This is a genomic window from Pseudorhizobium banfieldiae (genome assembly GCF_000967425.1).
In the GTDB taxonomy this organism is placed as follows: Bacteria; Pseudomonadota; Alphaproteobacteria; order Rhizobiales; family Rhizobiaceae; genus Neorhizobium; species Neorhizobium banfieldiae.
Genome location: NZ_FO082820.1, coordinates 1,203,261 through 1,228,018 on the forward strand (window position 1 = coordinate 1,203,261; position 24,758 = coordinate 1,228,018).

A 24,758-nucleotide genomic window follows, 5' to 3' on the forward strand; every position below is an offset into this window, starting at 1 on the left:
CGTCATGACGCAAGAACACGGTCGAGGCGAAAGGCCTCCCTTCTCCTATCCCGTACGGGTCGGCCACATATCCGCCAATGCGGTGTCCGTTCACGTCGAGGCGGCGCCTCGCGAACTTGCGGGACTGGCAAAGCTCTGGAACGTGCGGGATGTGAAGTCGCTGAAGGCGGATTTGCAGATCGCGCGCTGGAAGAAGGATGGCGTCCGCATCAAGGGGCGCGTCGAGGCGGCGATCGAGCAAGCCTGCGTCGTTACGCTTGAGCCGGTGGTTTCGCAGATCGACGAGGCCTTCGAGCAGGTTTTCGTGCCGGAAGGGTCGAAGCTTGCCCGCCTCGTGCTCAGCGACACGACCGAGATGGTGCTTGACCCCGAGGGGCCCGACCTGCCCGAGACCTTCACCGGCGACACGATCGATGCCGGTGAAGTTGTTGCCGAAGTGGTAGCATTGGCCATCGATCCCTATCCCCGCAAGGCCAGTGTCGAGTTCAGCGCGCATATCGAAAGCGACGCGTCGACGGATGAACGCAAGCCATCCCCCTTCGCCGTCCTCAAGGACTGGAAAAAGCAGGACTAGGATGGAAATCGCCTCGATTGGGTTGTAAGCACCGCCAGAACAATTATTTTGGCCTCGATTTTCGCCGGATGGCGAGCAAAGGGATCAGCGAAGAGTGATCAGAATATCTCTTGATGTTATGGGAGGCGATTTCGGCCCCGAAGTCGTCATCGCCGGTGCAGCCAAGGCATTGGAGCGGCATCCCGACGTCACGTTCGTCCTCTTCGGGCTCAAGGAGGATTGCGAGCCCCATCTCCAGAAATACCCCAAGCTGCGCGAACGCTCGGTCTTCCACGAGTGCGAACTCGCGGTCGGCATGGACGAGAAGCCGAGCCAGGCCCTGCGCCGCGGCCGCTATGTCTCGACCATGTGGCGGGCCATTGAGGCGGTAAAGCGTGACGAGGCGGACGTTGCCGTCTCCGCCGGCAATACCGGTGCGCTGATGGCGATGGCAAAGTTCTGTCTCCGGACCATGGCGCATGTCGAGCGCCCGGCGATCGCCGGCATCTGGCCGACCCTGAAGGGTGAGAGCATCGTCCTCGATATCGGCGCGACGATCGGCGCGGATGCCCAGCAGTTGATGGATTTCGCGCTGATGGGCGGCGCGATGGCGCGCGCGCTTTTTGAAACGGATCGACCGACTGTCGGCCTCCTCAATGTCGGCGTCGAGGAAGTCAAGGGTCTCGAGGAAGTCAAGGAAGCGGGCCGGCTGATCCGCGAGGCGAACCTTCCCACCATCGCCTATCACGGTTTCGTCGAGGGAGACGATATCGGTAAGGGAACGGTGGATGTCGTCGTGACAGAGGGCTTTACCGGCAACATCGCCCTGAAGACAGCCGAAGGAACGGCCCGTCAGATATCGCAGCTGCTTCGCGACGCGATGTCCCGGACGTTCCTCGCCAAGATGGGATACCTGTTGGCGAAGGGCGCATTCGACCTGCTGCGTGAGAAGATGGATCCTCGCAAGGTCAATGGCGGCGTGTTCCTGGGCCTCAACGGCATCGTCATCAAGAGCCATGGCAGCACCGACCCCGAAGGGTTCGCGGCGGCCATCGACGTCGGCTACGACATGGCCCGCAACCGGCTGACCGAGAAGATCGCCGAGGATTTGAGAATTTATCACGCCCGCCACCAGCCGCCGGCTGGTCCCGAGGCTGCCTGACGACAGGATGACAACAGCATGATCCGTTCAGTGGTTCGCGGCTATGGTGCCGCACTGCCCAAGCGCGCGGTGGCAAATCGTGAACTGGAAGGTGTCGTCGAGACATCCGATGAATGGATCGTCCAGCGGACGGGTATTCGCCAGCGCTACATCGCAGGAGAAGGGGAGACGACGGCGTCGCTGGGCGAGGCGGCTGCGCGTGCTGCTCTCGACAAGGCCGCCCTGGCACCAGCCGATATCGACCTGATCATCGTCGCCACGTCGACGCCCGACAACACGTTCCCGGCGACGGCCGTGAATATCCAGAACCGCCTGGGCATGACGCACGGCTTCGCCTTCGACATGCAGGCCGTCTGTTCAGGCTTCGTCTACGCCATGGCGACGGCAGACATGTACATCCGGGGCGGCATGGCGAAGCGCGTGCTCGTGATCGGTGCCGAAACCTTCTCCCGAATTCTTGACTGGAAGGACCGCACCACCTGCGTTCTCTTCGGTGACGGCGCCGGCGCGCTGGTTCTCGAGGCGGCGGAAGGCGAGGGCACAATAGCCGACCGGGGGGTGCTGACGTCCCACCTGCGATCCGACGGCACCCACAAGGAGAAGCTCTACGTGGATGGCGGCCCTTCGACGACGGGCACGGTCGGGCATCTTCGCATGGAGGGCCGCGAGGTCTTCAAGCATGCGGTCGGCATGATCACCGACGTCATCGAGGCGGCCTTCGAGGCGACGGGGACCACTGCCGAAGACCTGGACTGGCTTGTGCCGCATCAGGCAAACCGGCGCATCATCGACGGCTCCGCGAAGAAGCTCGGAATTCCCTCCGAGAAGGTCGTGGTGACTGTCGATCTGCATGGCAACACGTCGGCCGCGTCCATACCGCTGGCGCTCTCCGTCGCGCTCGATGACGGCCGCATCAAGCAGGGCGATCTGGTCATGCTGGAAGCCATGGGCGGCGGCTTCACCTGGGGCGCCGTTCTCGTTCGCTGGTAGCCTCCAACGGCCCTGTCTCCTTTCAGGACATTTGCCGAAGCTGCTGATTTTACAGTAGTGCTTGACCCTGCGGCCTAAGCAAAATACTCTCGCACGGCTTTCAGACGACAGTGGACTGGGCGGGGATCATGGCCGGAAAAACAGTGACACGGGCGGATCTGGCGGAATCGGTTTTCCGCAAGGTGGGTCTTTCGCGAACCGAGTCCGCCGAACTGGTGGAAACCATCATCGACGAGATCTGCAATGCCATCGTCCGCGGCGAGACGGTGAAGCTCTCCTCCTTCGCTACCTTCCAGATCCGGTCGAAGAACGAGCGGATCGGCCGCAATCCGAAGACGGGCGAGGAAGTTCCGATCTCTCCGCGCCGGGTGATGACCTTCAAGGCCTCCAATGTCCTCAAGCAGCGTATCCTGCGCGCCCATAACATGCGAAAGCTGAAGCAGAAGCCGCCAGTGCCGGCCGCCTGAGCAATTCAGCTGTTCAAATCCTCCACGCCTGCTTGAATTCCGCCCTATAGAGGGCTGAAATGTCGACGATTCGTGACTTGGTCATTCGATGACACGTCGCGGGTTCTGCGCGGGCATCATGCTCGCTTGTGGGAGATTGACGTGGACAAAAGCCCGGACGCTTTCCGCACCATCAGCGAGGTTGCCGAGGATCTCGACCTGCCACAGCATGTGCTGAGGTTCTGGGAGACGCGCTTCCCGCAGATCAAGCCGATGAAGAGAGGAGGCGGGCGTCGCTATTACCGGCCGGAAGATGTCGACCTGCTGAAGGGTATCCGCCATCTGCTCTATGATCACGGCTATACCATCAAGGGCGTCCAGAAGCTCCTGAGGACCAATGGCAACAAGTTCGTTTCCGCCATCGCCTCCGGTGATCTTGCGGCAATGGATGCGATCGTGGCCGCCAGCAACGACAAGCATGTCGAGCCCAAAGTCAGCAATTCGGAGGAGGATCAGCTTGTCGGCCGACCAAAGGCCAAGCCGAGCGGCCGCTTCTTCGGCTTCGGAGCGGCCGGTGAGGGCGACATGCCCGAGGTTGCGATCGGCAAGGCTAGCATCGCCAAGGAAGACCGGGCGCTGTTGCAGGAGGCGCTTTTCGACCTGCTGGAGTGCAAGCGCCTGCTCGACCAGGTGCGCTGAAGGTCCCAGTCCTCCGGCGCGTCTTCGCTTCCGAAGCACGAAAATATGTTCGTTCACCTCTGGTTCAGGCACTTTGCCGGACCATTTCCTCTGGAAGGGACAAGAAAAGAGGTGAGGAAACATGAAAAAGCTCGCAGTCATTTTCGTTTCGCTGGTCACGGCCGTGTCCGGCATCACGCCTGCGCAGGCATTTCCCTCGGCCCCCACCGTCAAGGTTGAGGTAGCCAAGGACGTTCAGCAGGTCAGGCATCGCGGTCACCGGTACAGACACTGGCGGGGAGATCGGTACTATGGTCCTCGCTACTACGGCCACAGGCACTACCGTCACCGTCGCGGCAATGCCGGCGCAATCATAGGTGGCCTTGCGGCAGGGGCCATTATCGGCGGCGCACTGGCGGCCCAGCAGCCGCGCTACTACCGCGGTGGCAATGCGCATGTGCAGTGGTGCCACGCGCGTTACCGCTCCTACAGGGCCTATGACAACACCTTCCAGCCCTACAACGGCCCGCGCCGGCAGTGCCGCTCGCCCTATTGACGACGCGGTAAAATGGCCAAGAAAGGCCTGAAAATCGGCGGCCGGGCATCCTGCCCCGCCGCCGATGTAAATCTTCGTAAACAAAGTCTTCCTAGGCTGGGAACTGGTGGGGTCGATGCGCCGTTGTGGCGACTGAGACGGAGGGAAGACATGATCTGGAAGATTCTTAGGGAAGTGCTGTCGTACGATAACCAGCAGGCCACGGGGACCTATGCGGACGGCTTCTATCACGTACTGGCCAAGAGAGATCTCGTCCACGAACGCGACCGCAATTTCCGCGAGTCCTACGGCCGCGACTATTCGATCGGCCGCGAGCTCGACACGGCTCAACAGCTCCTTGCTTGACATCGGCGTCTACTGAGCGATGAGCAGGCTGCGATTTTTCGCTTGCGCCCGTCCTGCCGAATGACTAGGGAAATCCTGCTCGAAAGAGCGTGACGGAATGTAGCGCAGCCAGGTAGCGCACTTGACTGGGGGTCAAGGGGTCGTGGGTTCGAATCCCGCCATTCCGAGATTTTCGACAGGTAGTCCGCAAGGCAATCCCTATCTCTGAACGCCAGCTCCGACTGCGAGCTGGCGTTTTTGATTCTGAGGTTCACAGCCGCGGAAGACCGTCCCATCACCCCAGAGCGTAGAAAAAGCCGGCGGGGTTTGATCCAGATTAAGCAAATACATTCAAATAACCCTATCCTTCCCTGACCGGTCGATTCCCTTGGGCCGCGAAATTGGAGAACTGGATAGTGATAGAGACGCTGATAGACCGGATAGGCACGTCGGATCTTTTGCTCCTGGGAGGAATCTCGGTGGGCTTCCTGTTCGGCGCTTTCGCGCAGCAAAGCCGTTTCTGCCTGCGCTCGGCCGTCACCGAGTTTCGTCGCCGCGAGCCGGGTAACAAGCTTGCCGTCTGGCTATTCGCCTTCTCGGTGGCTCTTGCCGGCGTCCAGGTGGCGATCATGGCCGGATGGCTGGATGTCTCCCAATCGCGGATGATCGCCGCGACGGGCAGCATGTCGGGAGCGGCGATCGGCGGCATCCTGTTCGGGATCGGCATGATCTGCGCGCGTGGTTGCGCCACGCGGCTTCTGGTGCTGTCGGCGACCGGCAACCTGCGCGCGCTGCTGGCGGGGCTGGTCTTCGCCGTGGCGGCACAATCGGCCTATAACGGGCTGCTGGCGCCGCTGCGGGCGGAAATCTCGGGGTGGTGGTTGGTCGAGGGCGGCTCCAATCGCGAAATCCTTTCCCTGCTCGGGGGCGGCAATAGACTCGGCCTCGTGATTGGGCTCGCCTGGCTCGGTGCGGGCCTGGCCGTGGCTCTCTACAGCAAGGTGAGCCGGCGCGTCCTGATCGCTGCGGTCGGCGCCGGGCTCGCCATCCCGGCTGGCTGGATCTTCACCTATGCAGTTTCCCAGGCATCGTTTGACATCGTCTCCGTCGAATCGCTCACCTTCTCCGGACCCTCGGCCGAGCTCCTGATGCTGACCGTCGCACCTTATGACAAGGCCCTCGACTTCGGGATCGGCATCATGCCCGGCGTGTTCCTCGGCTCGTTCACGGCAGCCTTCCTGACGGGAGAACTGAAGATTCAGGGTTTCGACAGCGGCCACACAATGCCACGCTACATCATCGGTGCGGTTCTCATGGGGTTCGGCGCGATGCTGGCCGGGGGCTGCGCGGTTGGTGCCGGCGTCACCGGCGGGTCGATACTGGCCGTCACCGCATGGACGACGCTGATCGGGATGTGGCTCGGCGCCATGGTCACCGACTGGGCCTTCGTTCGTTTCTGGGAAGAGCCCGAAGGATCGGTCTCCAGCATGGAACTGCGGCCGTCCTCCTGACGCCTCTCTGGCCTACGGGAACATATCTCTCCCGCCGCCTGTTGTTTCCTGTCATGGAGTGCGCCATGGCGGCACGCGTCACGAGACGGATGATGAAAGGAGACCAGCGTGGAGAGGCGACAGGAGATCGGGCATCAGGACCTTCTTGAGCGGCAGGCTCAGATTGCAAAGACACTGGGGGTCTCCAGGGATTTCGACGCTGCGGCCGAAGCTGAACGCCGCATTGCCTTTCTCGCGGATTATCTGAAGCAAAATGCGCTCCGCACGCTCGTATTGGGGATCAGCGGAGGCGTCGATTCCCTTGCTGCGGGCTTGCTTGCTCAACGGGCGGTCGAGCGGCTGCGAAAGGGTGGATCGGAAGCCGAGTTTATTGCTGTCCGCCTCCCTTACGGGAACCAGGCGGATGAAGCGGATGCCCGGAAGTGTCTGGAGGTCATTGGCCCCGACCGCGTGGGATCGATCGACATCCGGCCGGCGACCGACGCGATGATGGAGGAGGTCATGCGCGACGCAGCAGATCTGCTGGAAGGGGAGCGCTTTCACTTCCATCTCGGCAATATCAAGGCCCGCCAGCGAATGATCGCGCAATACGCGCTCGCCGGCGCCTCACGCGGCATCGTCATCGGCACGGATCATGCTGCCGAGGCACTCATGGGGTTCTACACGAAGTTCGGTGATGGCGCCGCCGACATCCTCCCGCTCGCGGGCCTCAACAAGCGGCGCGTTCGCGCTGTCGCGCGGCATCTCGGCGCTCCCGACGATCTCGTCGAGAAGGTACCGACCGCCGATCTCGAATCAGATGCGCCATTGAAGCCGGACGAGGCGGTCTATGGCGTCACCTATGAGGAGATCGACGACTTTCTTGAGGGCAAGTCGATCTCGGACGAATCGCTGGGGAAGATCCTCACCAGCCACCAGGTCTCTGCCCACAAGCGGGAACTGCCGGTGGTCCCGTGACCGCCGGCAGCAGTTAGCGCCGGACTACCTCCGCAGGCCGAAGAAGAATCCGAGGATGGCGGCAATGCCGACTGCCTTCCACGGGCGCTCCCGGATGCGAAGCTCGACGTCATCCAGAGCATCCTGTGCGCGCGCCTTGGCGACGCGCGTCGTGCCGGAAGCCAGTGTCGTCACCGTTTCCCGCAGCCGTGCAACTTCCGCCTTCAGTGCATGGAGTTCCCCAGGATAAACCTGCGTGTCCTCTTCATCCGCCTTTTCGCGCGTGGCCTGCAAGGCTTCTTCCACGAGCGGGAACTGGTCGTTCAAAGCATCGGAACGCGCCGACAGCCTGTTACCTGGTGCCTTCCTTGCAATCCCGCCACGGCCGGCAACTGTCGTTTCGGTGACTGCGACCGGATCGGAGGCGGGGAAGGTATCCTCCAGCCCTTCGTCAAGCTCGCTCTTTCCTTCGCTCATACGCTGCCGGGCGCGCTCCTTCTTGACCGAGCGTACTGCGGGAGACTCGTCGTCCTGTGCCATGTCTGTTCCTTCCGTTTTTCCGTGAAGAAAATTCCCAAGCCCTCCCGAAGTTCCACGGTCCGCGACAGAGGAGCCTTCCGCTGCGGCGGTGGGCCCTAGACCCATGCAGGTTGCCTTCGGCGCTTGGCCCGGGGGCGCGGAGGAGCAGGTGCAGAGTCCCGGACCGAACTGCTATATAACTGTCACAAAACTGTAATGGGGCACCTATAGAGGGAAGCCGACGCCGAAGCGTCAATCCGAATTCTTAGGGAGAATTTCCATGAAGAAGTACCTTGGAAGCTGCGCGGTCGTCGCACTCATGCTGGCTACCACGGGCGCTGCTGCTGCACGCGATCAGATCCAGATCGCCGGCTCCTCGACCGTCCTGCCCTATGCCTCGATCGTTGCCGAAGCCTTCGGCGAAAACTTCGACCATCCGACCCCCGTCGTCGAATCCGGTGGCTCCGGCGCCGGCCGCAAGAAGCTCTGCGAAGGCGTTGGCGAGAACACCATCGACATCGCGAACTCCTCTTCGCGCATCAAGCAGTCGGACATCGACCTGTGCGCCCAGAACGGCGTGACCGAAATCCAGGAAGTCCGCATCGGCTACGACGGTATCGTCTTTGCTTCCGACATCAACGGGGCGGAATATGCCTTTACCCCGGCCGACTGGCACAATGCCCTTGCTGCCAAGGTCCTGAAGGACGGCCAGCTGGTCGACAATCCCTACAAGAACTGGAACGAGATTCGCGCCGACCTGCCGGCACAGCCGATCCTCGCCTTCATCCCGGGCACCAAGCACGGTACCCGCGAAGTCTTCGATGAGAAGGTTATCGTCGACGGCTGCAAGGAAAACGGTGCCGAGGAAGCCCACAAGGCTGCCGGTGCTGAAGATGCGGCCAAGGCTTGCATGCAGCTCCGCACCGACGGTGTCTCCGTCGATATCGACGGCGACTACACCGAGACCCTGTCGCGCATCGATGCCAACAAGAACGGTATCGGCGTGTTCGGCCTGTCCTTCTACCAGAACAACACCGATAAGCTTCGCGTCGCGACCATGAGCGGTATCGAGCCGTCGGTCGAGACCATCGCTTCCGGCGAGTATCCGGTATCGCGTCCGCTGTTCTTCTATGTGAAGAATGCCCACCTCGATGTCATTCCCGGCCTTCAGGAATATGTCGAGTTCTTCGTGTCGGACGACATGGCCGGCCCGAACGGTCCGCTGGCACAGTACGGTCTCGTCTCCGATCCGGAGCTTGCCAAGACCCAAGAAGCGGTTAAGAACCGCACCCCGATGGGTCCGCTGAACTGATCAGCGCCTTCTGGCGGCGCAATGAATGCGCCGCCAGTGCTCCTTCGATCGAGGATCTCGGCTAGATGAACGTTGGTAGCATTATCCTTGTCGTCCTCGTGCTGGCGGCAATCGGCTATGTCCTCGGCAGGCGCCGTGCGCTGGCCACATCAACGGCAAGTGGTGTCCGGCTACATTCGCTTCCCGGCTACTACGGCCAGACGGTTGCTCTCTTCGTTGCCGTGCCCGCCCTTGTTGTTCTGGCTGCCTGGCTTTTCGTCCAGCCGATCGTGATCGAAAGCCGCGTCGACGGCATGATCCCCGATAGCGTGATCCCACAGGGTGGTGCGCGCAGCCTGGTCATGGCGGATGTGCGGCAGATCGCCGGTGGTCTCGATGCGGTTCTCGAACGCAATGCGCTGAACGAGGAAGCGCTCGTCAACGGCGAGGTCGACTTTTCCAATATCCGCGCACGGCTCGCAGAGGTCGGTGTCGCAATTGGCAGCGATGCTCCACGGGAGGTGTTCGAGGCGGCCGTGAGCTATCGGCAGAGCGCCGGGTACGGCAGTATCGCCATGGCCCTTGTGGTGCTCGGGCTGGCTCTTGGGCTGGGAGCCTGGTCGATGTTGCGCATCCGGCCGAAGATGCGAGCGCGCAATGTCAGCGAGAACTTCGTTCTCACCCTGCTGATCGGCTCTTCGATGATCGCCATCCTGACGACGGCAGGCATCGTCTTTTCACTGGTGTTCGAGACCATCAACTTCTTCAAGATGTATCCGGCATCGGAGTTCTTCTTCTCCACCGTCTGGAACCCGCAATTCCGGGGAGGGTCAGAACTCGGCATCCTGCCGCTGCTCTGGGGGACGCTCTATATCTCGCTGGTGGCGCTCCTCGTCGCCGTGCCGATCGGGCTGATGATAGCGATCTACCTTGCCGATTACGCGGGATCGAAGCTGCGAAGCTTCGCCAAGCCGGCGATCGAGATCCTTGCCGGCATCCCGACCATTGTTTACGGCCTCTTTGCGCTTATTACGGTTGGACCGTTCCTTCGCGACTGGATCGCCCAACCCCTGGGCCTCGGAAACTCCTCGTCGTCCGTCCTGACTGCCGGCCTGGTCATGGGCGTCATGATCATCCCGTTCGTGAGCTCGCTTTCTGACGACATCATCAATGCCGTACCCCAGGCGATGCGCGACGGTTCCTACGCCCTGGGTGCGACCCAGTCGGAGACCATCAAGCAGGTGATTCTTCCCGCCGCACTTCCGGGCATCGTCGGCGCCATTCTCCTGGCCGCCAGCCGGGCGATCGGCGAGACGATGATCGTCGTGCTCGGCGCCGGTGCCGCGGCGAGGCTCGATCTCAATCCCTTCGAGGCGATGACGACCGTTACCGTCAAGATCGTCAGCCAGCTGACCGGCGACACCGAGTTTGCGAGCCCGGAAACCCTGGTCGCCTTCGCGCTCGGCCTTACCCTTTTCGTGATCACACTCGGGCTCAACGTGCTGGCCCTCTATGTCGTGCGCAAATATCGGGAGCAGTACGAATGACCGACGCTATCGCCGCGACGACCGGCCAGGTCAAATCCGCAGTCAGCGCCAGGACGCGCCGCCGCAAGGCAGCCGAAAACCGCTTCCGGCGCCTTGGCCTGCTTGCCGTCATCCTCGGGGTTCTGGCGCTCGTCGGACTACTGACCTCCATCCTGACAAACGGATTGTCGTCCTTCCGGCAGACCTACATCACGATGGAGATCTACCTCGACCCGGGCATACTCGACAAGCAGGGCAATCGCGACCCTGCCGAGATCGCCAAGGTCACCACCTTCGGCTATGCGCCGCTGATCAAGGCTTCTCTCGCAAAGGCGATGGTTGACAAGGGCTTTGACAGCACGATGGAGGCGGATGCGGCCGCCGAGCTGATCTCGAAGGAGGCGCCTGCGATCCTGCGGCGCTATGTGCTTGCGGATCCTTCCCGGATCGGCAAGACGGTCGAGTTCGACATGCTCGCATCCGGACGCATCGACGGCTACTACAAGGGCCGGGTGACGATGGCGAGTGCGAAGCTTGACCGCAACACATCCCCGGAACAATTGCGCCTTGCCGACGAGTTGAAGCAGGCAGGAATCCTGACGACCCGCTTCAACTGGGACTTCTTCACGGCACCAGACGCGTCGGACACGCGGCCCGAGGCGGCCGGCCTCGGGGTGGCGATTTTGGGTTCGGCCTACATGATGCTGATCGTCCTCGTCCTATCACTGCCGATCGGCGTGGCGGCTTCGATCTATCTTGAGGAATTTGCGCCGAAGAACCGCTTCACCGATCTGATCGAGGTAAACATTGCCAATCTTGCGGCCGTACCCTCGATCGTCTTTGGTATTCTGGGGCTTGCCGCCTTCATCAACTTCGTCGGGTTGCCGCAATCGGCGCCGATCGTCGGCGGGCTGGTGCTAACGCTGATGACGCTGCCGACCATCATCATCGCCACCCGGGCTGCCCTGAAGGCAGTCCCTCCGTCGATACGCGATGCAGCTCTGGGCGTCGGCGCATCAAAGATGCAGTCTGTCTTCCACCACGTCCTGCCGCTGGCCATGCCCGGTATTCTCACCGGCACGATCATTGGCCTTGCCCAGGCGCTCGGTGAGACGGCTCCGCTGCTTCTGATCGGCATGGTCGCCTTCGTGCGGGAATATCCCGCGGCACCTCCAGAGGGCTTTTTTGATCCCTCTTCGGCTCTGCCCGTCCAGGTCTACAACTGGACGCAGCGCGGCGACCCTGCTTTTGTGGAGCGCGCATCCGGTGCGATCATCGTCTTGCTGGTATTCCTGCTCGTCATGAACCTTGTCGCAGTCATACTGCGTCGCCGCTTCGAGCGCCGGTGGTAATGGAGAACAGAGCGATGAACATCCTGTCGGAAGCCGCCACTGAAGAAGCCTTGGTAAAGAAGATGAACGAGATCGACTACAAGATGATTGGCCAGGACGTCTCCGTCTACTACGGCGACAAGCGAGCGCTGTTCGACGTCAACCTCGGCGTGCGCAAGAACACCGTCACCGCCCTGATCGGACCCTCCGGCTGCGGCAAGTCGACCTTCCTGCGCTGCCTGAACCGCATGAACGACACGATTGCGAATGCCCGTGTAACCGGCAAGATCACGCTGGACGGCCAGGACATTCAGGACCCGGACATTGATGTCGTGGAATTGCGTGCGCGCGTCGGCATGGTCTTCCAGAAGCCCAACCCGTTTCCGAAGTCCATCTTCGAGAACGTTGCCTACGGCCCCCGCATCCATGGTCTTGCCCGTTCGAAGGCCGATCTCGATCAGATCGTCGAAAGCAGCCTGCAGAAGGCAGGCCTCTGGAACGAGGTGAAGGATCGCCTTCACGAGGCCGGGACGGGTCTTTCGGGCGGGCAGCAGCAGCGCCTGTGCATCGCCCGTGCGGTTGCCGTGTCGCCGGAAGTCATCCTCATGGACGAGCCCTGTTCGGCACTCGACCCGATCGCCACCGCAAGGGTGGAGGAACTGATCCACGAACTGCGGGCGAACTATTCGATCGTCATCGTCACCCATTCAATGCAGCAGGCGGCACGCGTGTCGCAGCGCACCGCAATGTTCCATCTTGGCCATCTCGTCGAAGAGGATGACACGGACAAGATGTTCACCAATCCGAACGACCAGCGCACGCAGGACTACATCATGGGTCGCTTCGGCTGATCCGCGGTGGACCGCTCGCGACCAAGACACTGAGGAACTGGATCATGCCATCATCCCACATCACGTCGGCATTCGACGAGGAGTTGAAATACCTGGCCCGCCGGATTTCCGAGATGGGTGGCCTTGCCGAGCAGATGTGCGGCGATGCGGTTCGCGCCTTGGTAAATTCCGACACCGCACTTGCTCAGAAGGTGATTTCCGACGATGTGATCCTGGATCACGCGGAACGCGAGATCGGCGAGAAGGCCATCGTGACGATCGCCAAGCGCCAGCCCATGGCAGCCGACCTCCGCGAGGTAATCGGCTCGCTTCGCATCGCAGCCGACCTGGAGCGGGTAGGGGACCTCGGCAAGAACACCGCAAAGCGGGTGATTGCGGTTCAGGAGACGGGCATCCCGCGCAACCTGGCGCGCGGGATAGAGCATCTGTCGGAACTGGCGCTGGTCCAGCTCAAGGAAGTGCTCGACGTCTATGTCACGCGCTCGGCAGAGAAGGCGGAAGCCATCCGCGAGCGCGACGAGGAAATCGACGCCATGTACACCTCGCTGTTCCGCGAGCTCCTCACCTACATGATGGAGGATCCGCGCAACATCACGAGCTGCACCCATCTGCTCTTCTGCGCCAAGAACATCGAGCGCATCGGCGACCATGCAACGAACATCGCCGAGACGATCTACTACATGGCGACCGGATCGCAGCCGGAGGGTGAGCGTCCGAAGGACGATCGCTCCAACACGCTGAGCGCCGTCCTGAGCGACGACTAGGATCGCGGAGCCTTTCCATGCAGCCAAAGATCACCGTCGTAGAGGACGAGGAGGCCCTCAGCGTCCTTCTCCGCTACAACCTCGAGGCCGAAGGCTACGAGGTTGAAACCATCGTCAAGGGGGACGAGGCGGAGCTGCGCCTCCAGGAGCGCGTTCCGGACCTCCTCATTCTTGACTGGATGCTGCCCGGCGTATCCGGGATCGAGCTTTGCCGTCGCCTGCGCCAGCGCCGCGAGACCGAGCGCCTGCCGATCATCATGCTGACGGCGCGCGGTGAGGAGAGCGAGCGGGTTCGCGGCCTGTCGACCGGCGCCGACGACTATGTGGTCAAACCGTTCTCGACGCCCGAACTGATGGCTCGCGTCAGGGCCATGCTCCGGCGCGCCAAGCCCGAGGTATTGTCGACCGTGCTCCGTTGCGGCGACATCGAGCTCGACCGGGAAACCCACCGCGTTCACCGCAAGAGCCGGGAAGTGCGGTTGGGGCCGACCGAATTCCGCTTGCTGGAATTCCTGATGTCGGCGCCGGGGCGCGTCTACTCTCGGGCGCAGCTGCTCGATGGCGTCTGGGGCCATGACATCTATGTCGACGAGCGTACGGTGGACGTCCATGTCGGCCGTCTGCGCAAGGCCCTGAACTTCTCCAACATGCCCGACGTGATCCGCACGGTCCGTGGCGCCGGCTATTCCCTGGAAGGCTAGACGCCCGGCATCCCGGAGCCATTCCAAGAACGAAGAGCAGCGGCCCCCCAGCGCGGCTGCTCTTCTCGTTTCTGGATGGCGCCGGCGTGTCGAGTTGGGGGGTGATGGCCGGGGACAGGAGGGCAAGAAAAGAGCTGCGGCCATTCCCGGCGCGACTCTCTAATTTCATGGACCGAAGCCGGACGGAGGCTCGGATCGCTCGCTCGCAAAGGCCTCCGTCACCTTTCCCTGCCGATCAGCCGGGACCGCAATGCGTTCGATATGCCGTCGAAGAGGAAGATGACGATGAGGATGAGCAGCACCATGTAGGCGACGTTCTCCCAGTCGGAATTGGTGCGCATCGCCTCCCACAGCTTGAGGCCGATGCCGCCGGCTCCCACCGCACCGATGATCGTCGCGGATCGGGTATTGGATTCCCAGAAGTAGAGCGCCTGGGAGGCAAAGACCGGCATGACCTGCGGCAGGACGCCGTAGCGCTGGACGGTGACCGGCGGTGCGCCGACCGAGCGGACGCCTTCGCGCTGTTTGTCGTCAATGTTCTCCAGCGCCTCGGCATAGAGCTTGCCGAGCGTTCCAGTGTCGGTGAAGAAGATGGCAGAGATGCCGGCGAGCGGCCCCGGGCCGAAGGCACGTGTGAAGAACAGCGCCCAGATCAGCATGTCAACCGAACGGAGGAAGTCGAACAGGCGCTTCGTCAGCTGGTTCCCCGGCCGGTTGCGGAAGATGTTGCGGGCGGCGATGAAGGAGAGGGGGAAGGCGACGATCATGGCGAACAACGTGCCGATGAAGGCCATGACGATGGTCTGCAGGAGCTTCGTCCAGACGTCGAGATGCTGCCAGGACGGGTTGTAGAGGATGTCGCTCCAGGCGAGCGACACGTTCGACCGAGCCGGGTCGATCCGCTCGCCGGTAAAGATCAGCGAGACAACCTCGCCCGACGACTTGCCGAAGAAGGCGGAATCCGTATCGAAGAGGAAGTTCTCCCAGCCGAGGAAGCGCTTGCGGATGCGAACGCGGTCGTCGCTGACGTCGACCCAGCCGGAGAAGCCGAAAAATGCCGTCACCCGACCGCCAATCGATCGCTGTTCCACCCATTCCGGAAGCGGCCCCTGGACGTGGACTTCCTCTGCGTCCCGATCGAGCAGCAGCGTCACCGTTTCGGCGCCGCGCGTGAGGACGACACGGTCCGGCTGGACATCAATGGTGTGGGAGGAGCCCATGCGGACGACGGCCTCGGTCACGATCTCCTCGGTTCGTGTCTCGACAGTAGGCGCCGCCGGTGCGGCCGGCTGCTGGGCCGGTGCGGGCGCCATGAAGCTGAAGCTCGATGTGGCCTGGCCCGATTGGGAGGAAGCAGCGGCCGGTGTCTCGACCCTGCGCGTCACCGTCTCGCGTTTCGCCTCGAGCCAGTCCGGATTGGGGTTCGGGCCAATCGGATCGAAGCGCGGATAGTTGATCTGCATGGATCCGTCGGAGGCGATGTCGATGTCGGGCCGGATTTCGTAGGAGACCCAGTCGGCGAGGAAGTTTCCTGCAAGGCCCCAGTTCGCGCCGCCGACCACCTTGCCGACAGCGAAGAACCACAAGGCGAAGATGAAGTAGAGAATGGCCGCCGATGCGATGATCGGGATGCGGAAGCGCTGCCAGATAGAGCGGTGCAGGAGCTCGGGATGGCGCGCCGCCAACGCGTCCATTTCGGCTGTGTTGAGAACGGTCATGGCAGCCTCTCTCAGATTGTCTGGAATGCCTGGTCGCCGACCAGCCTGCGACGCAGCCATGCGGAAAACTGGTCTACGGCGATGATGGTCAGGAGAAGGAGCAGGACGATCGCCAGGGTCTTGGCTTCATGCCCCTGGCCGATGGAAAGGCGCAGCAGCTCACCGATGCCGCCGCCACCGACCGCACCGATGATGGTGGAGGCCCGCACGTTGATCTCCAGGCGCAGCAGGAAATAGCTCATGAAGTTCGGCATGACCTGCGGCACCATCCCAAACCAGGACCGCTCCAGCCAGTTGGCGCCAACGGCCTTCAGACCCTCGTCCGGCTTCATGTCGGCGTTCTCGATCACCTCGAAGAACATTTTTCCGAGGGCGCCGATCGTGTGGATGGAGACAGCGATAAGTGCCGGAACTGGCCCGAGCGAGAAAATTGCCAGAAAGAAGCCCGCAATGACGACTTCCGGGAAAGCTCGAAGCAGTTCCATCAGCCGACGAATTGGCCCTCGTATCCACGGGTTTGGCGTCATGTTCTTTGCCGCAAGGAAGGACAGCATGAAGCCGAAGATCAAGCCGATGCCTGTGGCTGCAATCGCGATGTTCAGTGTCACGAGCATCTGATGAACGTATTCCGGCAGGTAGATGCTCTCCGTCAGGTAGAGCCGGCCCTCGGGATAGTTGTACTTCAGGCTTCCGTCTTCATAAGGAGAGGGCAGGTCGAACAGGGCGCGCCAGATCTCCCAGCCGTCCCTCGGGATGAGGTCGCCGATGAAGTCGAAGAGATGTGGCAGGCGATCGAAGAACTTGCCGGCGTTGGTTTCGTTGGCGAACCATAGCGAGCCGGATACGGCGAGGAGCAGCAGTATGCCGGAGGCGACGGTATAGAAACGGCGCTGGCCTGCGAGCTGCTGCCAGTGGCGCTCCACGAGAACGCCGCTGTCGCTGAGTGTCGGCCTCATGACGGAAGTCGGCATCACGCTTTCCTGACTATTGTGGAGGTAGGGGAAGGCCGCCGAACTCAAAGTTCAGCGGCCTCGGTATGGTCTGCGGATCAGCCGCCGATGGTCGCCCTGCGGGCATCGATGATCGGCTTGTAGAAGTCGACGCTGACTTCCGCGAAGCCCGTGAAATCGCCGCCCTGGATGGCGGAGAAGCAGGCAGGATCGCTCTTCGGCAGAGCCATCATGAAGTCCTTGAACTTCGCCTTCATGTCATCGTTCATTGAGCTGCGGACGACGACCGGGCCGTTCGGGATCAGCGGCGACTTCCACAGTTCGACGAGGTCGTCCATGTTGAGGATGCCCTTGTCGACCATCTTGCGAAGGTTGCCGGACGTATAGCCATCCTTGAAGTCGCCGACGCCCGAGCCGAAGGTTGTCCCGGCATCGAAAGTGCCCTTCAGCACTTCGAGGACGAGATTTTCGTGGCCGCCGCCGAAACCGGTCTCGGCAACCACTTCCTTTACCGGCTTTCCGCCGAGGGCTTCGGGCAGGGTAACGGTGGGGATCAGGAACCCGGAGGTGGAGTCCGGATCCGCAAAACCAAGCTTCTTCCCCTGGATGTCCTCAACCTTGGTCATGCCGGAATCCTTCCGTGCGACCATGATCGAGTGGTAGCCCATCGAGCCGTCGGTCTGCACTGTCGTGAGGATCGGCTCGACGGCTTCCGGGTTCTCCAGGTAGATCTTCGCGTAGCCCGAGGCCCCGAGTTCTGCGTAGTCGAGCGTGCCGCCGAGAAGACCCTGGATCGTGCCGTCATAGTCTGCGGCGGGGAACAGCGATACCTTTTCCACACCGATGGCGGCAGGCAGCTTGTCCACCATGCACTGGAAGTTGCGCAGGCGGTCGGCCTCGTTCTCACCGCCGATGATGCCGATACGGAATTCCTTCAGGTCCTCGGCCATGGCATGGCCGCTAAGAGCGGCGATGGCCGCGGTGGCGAGCAGAATTTTCTTCAGCATGGAATTTCTCCTGTCTTGTCCGGTCCCCCGGAGCGTCGTTGCATGAAGTGCCCTTGACGCGGGCGTTACGATCGGGGCGGGTCAGGCGCTGGCGGCAGCCAGGGCACCGATGCCTTCGGATGGTCGGGCGGCGGCTGCGGCGGCCGCAGGAATGTTGATGCTGGTGGACGTCATCGTCTCATCGATGCCGGCACCGTGCCGATCAGAACCGTAGATTTCCTGGACAGCATCCGCCGTCAGTTCGTGCGGAGCGCCGTCAAAGACCACGCGTCCGCCGGCCATTCCGATGATGCGCTCGCAATAGGCCCGGGCCGTATCGAGCGTGTGGAGGTTGGTGATGACGGTGATGCCCTCGCGCTCGTTGATGTCGCGCAGCGCGTCCATGACGATCTTCGCGTTGAGCGGGTCGAGCGAGGCGATGGGTTCGTCGGCGAGGACCAGCCGTGGGGCTTGCATCAGCGCGCGGGCGATCGCGACGCGTTGCTGCTGGCCGCCGGACAGTGTGCCGGCCCGCTGCAGCGCAGTCTGTTCGACCCCAAGCCGTTCCAGGGCGGCGATCGCCATGATGCGCTCTTCGCGGGTGAAGAGGTTGAGCACGCTCATGGCCGTGGAGCGGTGGTTGAGCCGTCCGAGCAGGACATTGGTCAGGACGTCGAGCCGCGGCACGAGATTGAACTGCTGGAAGATCATCGCGCAGTCGCGCTGCCAGCGGCGAAGCTCGGTTCCCCGGAGGGCGGAGACTTCCAGCTCGCCGAAGTGGATTGTACCGGATGAAGCGTCGGTGAGCCTGTTCATCATCCGCAGCAGGGTGGACTTTCCTGCACCCGAGCGGCCGATGATCCCGACCATCTGGCCCTGCGGAATGTCCAGGGTGACGGCATCAACGGCCGTGCGGGTGCCAAATATCCGAGTGAGGTTCGTCAGTCGCATCCTGTGCCCCCTGTTCTAGCTGAGGGGTCACTAGCCGCGCTTCATGAAGTGCTCATGTCACGTTGATGTAGGTTTTGTGAAAAAGACTAAAGAGGCCGCGGCGGTCCCGGTGGGACGTCCGCGGCCTCTGGCGTTGTAGATAGATCGAGTCGAGGTATGTGGCTCTCTCAGAGCTCCGGGCAGCCGCGCTCGTTGGCGAAGACCATCCGCTCGGGACCGCGACGCGTCATGCCCTGGACGGTGAGCGTCCGTCGGGTGATCCTCGTCACTTCGGCACGGCGCAAGCCGGCATCGCGAGCGATGGAGAGGGCGAGGCGCGGGCTGCATTCGTCGAAGCGCCGGTCGCGATCGCGATCCCGATCCAGATCTCGGTCCCGGATGACGGGCCGTACACCGTCGGGTCCGATCCGCAATTCCAGATCCTGCGCAGAGGCAATCTGCGCGGCGGTAGTGACGCCACCGAATGTCAGAGCGAGGGCAACGCCCATATTGGCAAGGGTCTTAAGCATTTGTTTCTCCGCTGGCGAGGGGCCGCCGTTGATGACGCCCCCAACGCGATTGTGAACGATAGGTTCCGTGCATCTGCAAGGGTAATTGTGAGGAATGGCTATGGCAGGCGAAGGGATGGGTCCCATCCCGTTTTCAGCGAAACCGGGGCGTCCGCGAAGCGTTCATGAGCAGTTCCTGCTCGGAAGCGAAGGGACCGAGGAGCTTCAGCAGACGTGCTTCCTCTGTCCGGTCAAGACGGTAGCGTTTTGCAAATTCGCTCACACTCCACACCTTGCGGAGACCCTTCTGTTCGAACTGCTCCAAGTCGATCCGCTCACTCATCTCAACCCCCAGAACGCGACATTTCGCCTGTAACGCGGGGTCGGGCAGGAAGTTCCGGAAGAAGATGAAGAAAAAGACGTGGGCGTGGAGTAGCGCTAGCCGTCGTTGGCGGAACTCAGGTTCTGGGGACGGATGCCCTCATCTGTCGCGCGCTGGCGCAACCGGACCCCCGGTCCGGCGCCGGGATTGTCCTCGCCGGCCGCAAGAAAGACGACACCCTTGGCCTCAAGAGTGAGTCGAAGTCGTTCGACGACCGCCGGATCGACCGCCGTCGATGTCTCTGCCTCGTTGAGCGCCTCCACGGAAAGCCCGGTTGCGGCGGCCAGGTCTTCTATCGAGAGGCCGGCGATGGCGCGACCGGCGCGAATTTGTGTTCCTGTCAGCATGGCTGGAAATCTGGTGCGGCCGCCGGGCAAGTCAAGCGTCCCGCAAATGGTTGGTCGAGGGGAAGCGTCGCAGATGGCGTTGCTCGAGAGCAATGCAGCCCCAGACGATGCCGAGAAGCAGATAGAAGTGTCGCCAGTGATCGGTGTCGATGACATTGCCGATTAGGGTATGTCCCAGGATCATAACCCAGCCGATCATCAGGTAGGGCTGCCAGGGACGGTCACGCAGGAGATACCGGAAACCAGCCGCAAGCGTCCAGCAGATGAGCGTCGCATAGGAAACGAAGCCGAGCCACCCGTGGGTCGTCAGCGACTTGAGCCAGATATTATGCTCGTCCTCTCCGAACATCCGACCAAGCTCCATCGGTCCCAGGCCCAACGGCCGCTCCATTGCGAGGAGGAAGCCGATCTTGTGGCGCTCGAAGCGGCCGAGGCGGGCGCCGTCATATTCCTGCACGAGACGGGCGCGGTTGCTGAAAAGGTCGGAAACCCGGTCGAACTGCAGGGCGATGATGACGGCGACCGCCAGCAGGACGATCGCGGCGATGCTGAGCGCGAGGATCTTCAGCCGGAATGCTCCCGTGCGTTCCTTGAGCAGCATGAGGAAGACGAGCATGGGGCTGGAAAAGAGCAGTAATCCCCAGGCTGCACGGGAGAAGGAGAGGAAGACGCCCATGACCAGCACCAGCAGTCCGGCGATGAGGAGGGGTGCCTGCACCAGTCTGCCGGTCAGGAGACGGTGCAGGAGGTAGAGGATCGGGGCGACGAGGTAGGGGCCAAAGACGTTCGGGTCTTCGAAGGCGCCCATGGCACGTTCATAACGGGTAAAAATGCCGGCGCCGGGAAAGGCATGGAAGTAGCCCAGAATCCCGAGCGTGCCGGTGATAAGGGCAGCTGCTACCCAGGCCTTGAAGATGATCTGGAGCCGTTGCGGACGTTGCTCGATTACCGCGGCATAGAGGACAGTGGTGAGCGCGAGAAATGTGGAAACGGCGATGTAGATCGGGCCACCGGCCATTTCCGGCATGACAAGTAGCGACAGCATTCCGCCGACGTTGAAGACGAGGAACAGGGCGAGCGGGATTGCGACGGTTCTGGATATGGTCAGCCCAAGCAGGAACCAGACGACGATCTGCCCGACCATGAGCAGTTCGTAAGGTGCCGGCTCCGACATCACGAAGCCGGAGAGGAAGACACCGACGGCGATGGCCGCCGATCCTGCAAGGGCTGCAATTGCCCGCCCCGGTGCCGCGACGCGGCTATCGGCCGGTACCGCGCTCAATAGGCATTCTCCGCCTTCAGGAGCCGGATGGGCGTCAGGAAGAGGATCTTCAGGTCGAACAGCAGCGACCAGTTCTCGATGTAGTGCAGATCATAGGAGGTCCGCATCCGGATCTTCTCGTCGCTGTCGAGTTCGCCGCGCAGGCCATTTATCTGCGCCCAGCCCGTGACGCCCGGCTTCACCCTGTGGCGGGCGAAGTAGCTCTCGACGACATCCACATAGCGGCGCTCCCCGGTCTGTGCGTAGACCGAATGGGGCCGCGGCCCGACCAGCGACAGGTCGCCGCGCAGGACGTTGTACAACTGCGGCAGTTCGTCGATCGAGGACTTTCGCAGGAAGCGCCCAACGGGCGTCACCCGCGGGTCGTCCTTGGTGACCGCCCGCTTGGCCGTCGGGTCCGCCTGTTCCGTGTACATCGAACGGAACTTGAGCACGTCGATGACCTCGTTGTTGAAGCCATGGCGCTTCTGCACGAAGAGGATAGGTCCCTTCGACGTCGCCTTCACGGCGATTGCTGCGCCGAGCATGATGGGCCAGGCGAGCGCAAGCGCAAGCAGGGCAAAGACGATGTCGAATGCCCGCTTGGCCACGGAGTCCCAGTCCCGGATCGGCTTGTCGAGTATGTCGAACATCGGCACCACACCCACATGGGAATAGGATCGGGGCCTGAAACGTAGCTGATTGGCATGTGCCGCCAGCCGGATGTCGACGGGCAGGACCCAGAGCTTGCGCAGGAGCTGCAGGATGCGCGCCTCGGCAGTGGCGGGTAGCGCGATGATCAACATGTCGACATGGGCGAGCCGGGCGAACTCCACCAGCTCTGCAAAGGTGCCGAGCTTGGGATAGCCGGCGATGACGGCCGGTGAGCGTATTGATCCGCGATCGTCGAAGACGCCGCAGATACGGATGTCGTTGTCGGATTGCTGCTCGAGCGCCCGTACCAGCTGCTTGGCGGGCTCGCCGCCTCCGACGATGACGGCCCGCCGTTCCATGATGCCGTTGCGTGCCCAGTGCTGGATGCCGAACGCGATGAGTTGGCGTTCGACCAGAAGAAACAGGGTTCCGGCGGCAAGCCAGAGGAGGTACTCGCCGGCCGCGAGCCTCTGTCCTTCGACCAGATAGAGGCCTCCCGCGGAGGCGAGGATGCCGAGGGCGGCGGCCGCAGCCACCCGACCGCGACTGCGCCGTGCGCTTCGCAGCATCGGGATATGGTAAGTGTCGGCCAACTGGAGCAGCAGCACCGTCAATGCGGAGCCGAGTGACAGGACCGCGATCCGCCCCAGTGGAGCAGCGGCGAACAGGAGCATAGCCGCCGCCAGCAGGTTGATGGCCAAGAGAGATGCAAATTCGAGAAGTCGGATCTGGCCGATCAGAAGGGTTGGAGAGTAATTCTCGTCGCGGTACTGGCGGGCAATCTGCCGGGCGAGCGGATTGAGCACCGACGGCTGGTCGCTTTCGTCGGTTGCAGAAGTGGCATCCGTTTCGGGTTCGGCGATCCTGCGGCGCAGGGATGCGGCGTCGAAACGCTCCTTTCCGCCCAGTTCGTTCATGGCACTGGTTCTCCTGCAGCGCATGCGCATGCGCGCGCGGCCCCTGGTTCCGTCATCGTCCGGACTAGCAGAAAGTTGCTAAGAAACGCTTTAGGATGTGGTGGTGGAGCTCGGTGGGGCTGCGAGTTCCCGGTAGAGGCGCAGCATCTGGCTCGCCATCGCGGATGTCGAGAAGGCGGAGCGAAAGGCCTCGGGTCTCGGCATCACCCGATCTCGCCAAGCTCCGTTGGACATGGCGTCGGCCATGATACGTGACAGATCGGCGGGGTCACCGGGCACTGCTAGCGCCTCGCTGCCGCTACCGAGGATTTCCGGTATGCCACCCACTCGCGACGCGATCACCGGCTTGCCGGCCGCCAGCGCCTCGATGACGACATAGGGCATGGCTTCGGCGCGCGAGGGAACGACGACGAGATGAGCCATGGCGAAGGCCTCGCGAGCGGGCATGGCAGGCAGCATCCGCAGCCGCCGCGAAAGCCCGCGTTCGGCGATCAGGGTCATGTAGCGATCATGATCAGGACCATCCCCGACGACCAAGCCTGACAAGGGGCGTCCGATGAGGCGTTCCGTGCGTGCGAAGGCGTCGATGAAGACATCCGGCCCCTTCAGGTCGCGGAGCATGCCGATGTAGAGGAAGTCGGCTGCATCGGTCTCCGGCGCAACGGGCTCGAATTCGCAGTCCCTGACGCCGTTGAGGATTACCCGGAACGGCACGCGCGGCGCGCCGATCTTGTCCTGATACGTCCTTCGCTCGTAGTCGCAGACGAAGACAAGGGCGTCGGTGAAGTGCTCCTGCAGTCGCTCCAACCGGGTGACGATTTTTCCGGAAAGCTGGCCGGGATCGAAATGGAGGCTACCTCCATGCGGCGAGTAGAGCCGTGTCACCGGGAGCTGGTTGAGCTTCAGGGCGGAGCCGATCAGACGGGCCATTGCGCCGCCCTTGGCTCCGTGGCCGTGCAGGATGTCGGGCTGCAGGCTCCGGATGTGCCGGTAGGCGCGATAGAGCGCCGGAATGTCGGAGGGCGATATCGCCCGGCGCATGGGGATGCGGGTCAGGCCAAGCGCGAGATGCGGCTTGACCGCATCGAACATGCGCTCCTCATGGGCGCCGCCCGTCGAGCTGTCGCAGAGAATACCCACTGCATGCCCCGCAGCGTGGTGCTCCTCCACGAGATCGCGAACATGGCGGAAGATGCCGCCGACCGGAGACCGGAAGCAGTGCAGGATCCGCAATGATCGCGATTGTTCCATGCCGGCTCAGAAGAGCCGCTCGCGGACGTGGATTGTGTCACCGGCGAGCACCGGGCTCGACACCTCGGTTCGACCGGTAAATATGCGTCCGTTTATCTTGCGCGTCACGTCCACGTCCCGCTGGTTTCCGCGCGGGGTGAAGCCGCCGGCAATGGCGATGGCATTCTGTGCCGTCATGCCCGGCACGTAGGAATACTGGCCGGGACGGCCGACCTCGCCCATCACGAATACGGGGCGATAGCGATCCACTTCGATCGTTACGTCCGGGTCGCGCAGGTAGCCCTGCTTCAGGCGAGTCGCAATGGCTCCCTCAAGGGCCGGAAGCGTCTCGCCGCGCGCCGCGACCTGGCCGATCAGTGGGAAGGCAATGTAGCCGGCCTGGTCGACCGTGTAGGTGTTGGAGAGGCCGGACTGCTCGAAGACCGTGATCCGCAGCCGGTCGCCACTGTCGAGGCGGTAGGGCTGCACCGCTGCCTGGTCGAACGACTTCGGCGCAGGCTGGGAAGTAGAGCAGGCCGCAAGCGCCGTGGCAATCGAGACCAGGGCGACTGTCGTGAGGCTTTTTCGACTGGCGAATGACATTCGCGGCATGCTCCGGCTGCGCAGATGGATGCCCTTTTATCGGTCGAACATGGTTAACGCCCGGTAAAGGCAGATGTGGTTGCCCTTGTCTCGTCGTCCATTAACCCTCGCGTTACCATGGTGGTTTACCAT

The 24,758-nt window shown here is 62.5% G+C and carries 27 protein-coding genes and 1 tRNA gene; 16 read left to right on the forward strand and 12 right to left on the reverse strand.

Annotated elements, in window-relative coordinates; genetic code table 11:
- Nucleotides 1-4: 4 nt before the first annotated feature.
- The 10 genes from NT26_RS05800 (at nt 5) to nadE (ending at nt 7,177) form a co-directional block, all read left to right on the forward strand.
- Nucleotides 5-574, forward strand: coding sequence for a YceD family protein (locus NT26_RS05800; protein ID WP_052637855.1), 570 nt, complete (start codon nt 5-7; stop codon nt 572-574).
- Between the two features lie 94 nt (nt 575-668).
- The gene (plsX, locus tag NT26_RS05805; protein ID WP_052637856.1) at nt 669-1,715 is read left to right on the forward strand and encodes a phosphate acyltransferase PlsX; all 1,047 of its coding nucleotides are present in this window, start codon (nt 669-671) and stop codon (nt 1,713-1,715) included.
- Between the two features lie 18 nt (nt 1,716-1,733).
- On the forward strand, nt 1,734-2,705 hold the full coding sequence (locus NT26_RS05810; protein WP_052637857.1) for a beta-ketoacyl-ACP synthase III: 972 nt from the start codon (nt 1,734-1,736) through the stop codon (nt 2,703-2,705).
- A 128-nt stretch (nt 2,706-2,833) separates the two neighbouring features.
- Nucleotides 2,834-3,172 (forward strand): integration host factor subunit alpha, encoded by a 339-nt coding sequence (locus tag NT26_RS05815; RefSeq protein WP_052637858.1) that lies wholly within the window; start codon nt 2,834-2,836, stop codon nt 3,170-3,172.
- 141 nt (nt 3,173-3,313) lie between these two features.
- A complete protein-coding gene (locus tag NT26_RS05820; protein ID WP_052637859.1) occupies nt 3,314-3,850 on the forward strand; it encodes a MerR family transcriptional regulator in 537 nt (178 codons plus the stop codon).
- Between the two features lie 121 nt (nt 3,851-3,971).
- A complete protein-coding gene (locus tag NT26_RS05825; protein WP_052637860.1) occupies nt 3,972-4,385 on the forward strand; it encodes a BA14K family protein in 414 nt (137 codons plus the stop codon).
- 150 nt (nt 4,386-4,535) lie between these two features.
- A complete protein-coding gene (locus tag NT26_RS05830) occupies nt 4,536-4,730 on the forward strand; it encodes a hypothetical protein (protein ID WP_052637861.1) in 195 nt (64 codons plus the stop codon).
- A 93-nt stretch (nt 4,731-4,823) separates the two neighbouring features.
- Nucleotides 4,824-4,897, forward strand: a tRNA-Pro gene (locus NT26_RS05835).
- Between the two features lie 228 nt (nt 4,898-5,125).
- Nucleotides 5,126-6,220, forward strand: coding sequence for a YeeE/YedE family protein (locus NT26_RS05840; RefSeq protein WP_052637862.1), 1,095 nt, complete (start codon nt 5,126-5,128; stop codon nt 6,218-6,220).
- Nucleotides 6,221-6,328: 108 nt separating this feature from the next.
- Nucleotides 6,329-7,177, forward strand: coding sequence for an ammonia-dependent NAD(+) synthetase (gene nadE / locus NT26_RS05845; RefSeq protein WP_244467671.1), 849 nt, complete (start codon nt 6,329-6,331; stop codon nt 7,175-7,177).
- A 24-nt stretch (nt 7,178-7,201) separates the two neighbouring features.
- Here the strand turns inward: nadE and NT26_RS05850 are convergent, their stop codons facing one another.
- Nucleotides 7,202-7,696, reverse strand: coding sequence for an ElaB/YgaM/YqjD family protein (locus tag NT26_RS05850; protein ID WP_052637863.1), 495 nt, complete (start codon nt 7,694-7,696; stop codon nt 7,202-7,204).
- A gap of 259 nt (nt 7,697-7,955) precedes the next feature.
- Here NT26_RS05850 and NT26_RS05855 point away from each other — a divergent pair, with 259 nt between their 5' ends.
- From NT26_RS05855 to phoB, 6 genes are all read left to right on the forward strand, one after another.
- Entirely contained in the window at nt 7,956-8,987 is a 1,032-nt protein-coding gene (locus tag NT26_RS05855; RefSeq protein WP_052637864.1) for a substrate-binding domain-containing protein, read from the forward strand.
- 65 nt (nt 8,988-9,052) lie between these two features.
- The gene (pstC, locus tag NT26_RS05860) at nt 9,053-10,513 is read left to right on the forward strand and encodes a phosphate ABC transporter permease subunit PstC (RefSeq protein ID WP_052637865.1); all 1,461 of its coding nucleotides are present in this window, start codon (nt 9,053-9,055) and stop codon (nt 10,511-10,513) included.
- Complete coding sequence (pstA, locus tag NT26_RS05865) at nt 10,510-11,844, forward strand: phosphate ABC transporter permease PstA (protein ID WP_052637866.1); 1,335 nt, start codon at nt 10,510-10,512, stop codon at nt 11,842-11,844. Before pstC ends, pstA begins: the two co-directional genes overlap by 4 nt.
- Nucleotides 11,845-11,858: 14 nt before the next feature.
- Entirely contained in the window at nt 11,859-12,674 is an 816-nt protein-coding gene (pstB, locus tag NT26_RS05870) for a phosphate ABC transporter ATP-binding protein PstB (RefSeq protein WP_052637867.1), read from the forward strand.
- Between the two features lie 44 nt (nt 12,675-12,718).
- Nucleotides 12,719-13,438 (forward strand): phosphate signaling complex protein PhoU, encoded by a 720-nt coding sequence (gene phoU, locus NT26_RS05875; RefSeq protein WP_052637868.1) that lies wholly within the window; start codon nt 12,719-12,721, stop codon nt 13,436-13,438.
- Nucleotides 13,439-13,455: 17 nt separating this feature from the next.
- On the forward strand, nt 13,456-14,139 hold the full coding sequence (gene phoB / locus NT26_RS05880; RefSeq protein ID WP_052637869.1) for a phosphate regulon transcriptional regulator PhoB: 684 nt from the start codon (nt 13,456-13,458) through the stop codon (nt 14,137-14,139).
- A gap of 218 nt (nt 14,140-14,357) precedes the next feature.
- On the opposite strand, the gene phnE (NT26_RS05885) is transcribed toward phoB, so the two are convergent.
- The 11 genes from phnE (NT26_RS05885) to NT26_RS05935 all read right to left on the reverse strand — a co-directional run bounded on the left by phnE (NT26_RS05885) (nt 14,358) and on the right by NT26_RS05935 (nt 24,626).
- Nucleotides 14,358-15,857 carry a phosphonate ABC transporter, permease protein PhnE gene (phnE, locus tag NT26_RS05885; RefSeq protein ID WP_052637870.1) on the reverse strand — a complete coding sequence of 500 codons (1,500 nt, stop codon included), beginning with the start codon at nt 15,855-15,857 and terminating at the stop codon, nt 14,358-14,360.
- Between the two features lie 11 nt (nt 15,858-15,868).
- Nucleotides 15,869-16,828 carry a phosphonate ABC transporter, permease protein PhnE gene (phnE, locus tag NT26_RS05890; protein ID WP_052637871.1) on the reverse strand — a complete coding sequence of 320 codons (960 nt, stop codon included), beginning with the start codon at nt 16,826-16,828 and terminating at the stop codon, nt 15,869-15,871.
- Between the two features lie 77 nt (nt 16,829-16,905).
- Nucleotides 16,906-17,814: a phosphonate ABC transporter substrate-binding protein gene (gene phnD / locus NT26_RS05895; protein WP_052637872.1), complete on the reverse strand. Its 909-nt coding sequence runs from the start codon at nt 17,812-17,814 to the stop codon at nt 16,906-16,908.
- A gap of 81 nt (nt 17,815-17,895) precedes the next feature.
- On the reverse strand, nt 17,896-18,744 hold the full coding sequence (phnC, locus tag NT26_RS05900; protein WP_052637873.1) for a phosphonate ABC transporter ATP-binding protein: 849 nt from the start codon (nt 18,742-18,744) through the stop codon (nt 17,896-17,898).
- Nucleotides 18,745-18,911: 167 nt separating this feature from the next.
- A complete protein-coding gene (locus NT26_RS05905) occupies nt 18,912-19,253 on the reverse strand; it encodes a hypothetical protein (protein WP_052637874.1) in 342 nt (113 codons plus the stop codon).
- A 133-nt stretch (nt 19,254-19,386) separates the two neighbouring features.
- On the reverse strand, nt 19,387-19,575 hold the full coding sequence (locus NT26_RS05910) for a hypothetical protein (protein ID WP_052637875.1): 189 nt from the start codon (nt 19,573-19,575) through the stop codon (nt 19,387-19,389).
- Between the two features lie 95 nt (nt 19,576-19,670).
- The gene (locus tag NT26_RS05915) at nt 19,671-19,961 is read right to left on the reverse strand and encodes a helix-turn-helix domain-containing protein (RefSeq protein WP_052637876.1); all 291 of its coding nucleotides are present in this window, start codon (nt 19,959-19,961) and stop codon (nt 19,671-19,673) included.
- 31 nt (nt 19,962-19,992) lie between these two features.
- The gene (locus NT26_RS05920; protein WP_052637877.1) at nt 19,993-21,243 is read right to left on the reverse strand and encodes an O-antigen ligase family protein; all 1,251 of its coding nucleotides are present in this window, start codon (nt 21,241-21,243) and stop codon (nt 19,993-19,995) included.
- Nucleotides 21,240-22,793: an undecaprenyl-phosphate glucose phosphotransferase gene (locus NT26_RS05925; protein ID WP_052637878.1), complete on the reverse strand. Its 1,554-nt coding sequence runs from the start codon at nt 22,791-22,793 to the stop codon at nt 21,240-21,242. The genes NT26_RS05920 and NT26_RS05925 overlap by 4 nt, the downstream gene beginning before the upstream one ends.
- A 90-nt stretch (nt 22,794-22,883) precedes the next feature.
- Nucleotides 22,884-24,044: a glycosyltransferase family 4 protein gene (locus NT26_RS05930; RefSeq protein WP_052637879.1), complete on the reverse strand. Its 1,161-nt coding sequence runs from the start codon at nt 24,042-24,044 to the stop codon at nt 22,884-22,886.
- A gap of 6 nt (nt 24,045-24,050) precedes the next feature.
- Nucleotides 24,051-24,626 (reverse strand): polysaccharide biosynthesis/export family protein, encoded by a 576-nt coding sequence (locus NT26_RS05935; RefSeq protein WP_052637880.1) that lies wholly within the window; start codon nt 24,624-24,626, stop codon nt 24,051-24,053.
- Between the last annotated feature and the right edge of the window lie 132 nt (nt 24,627-24,758).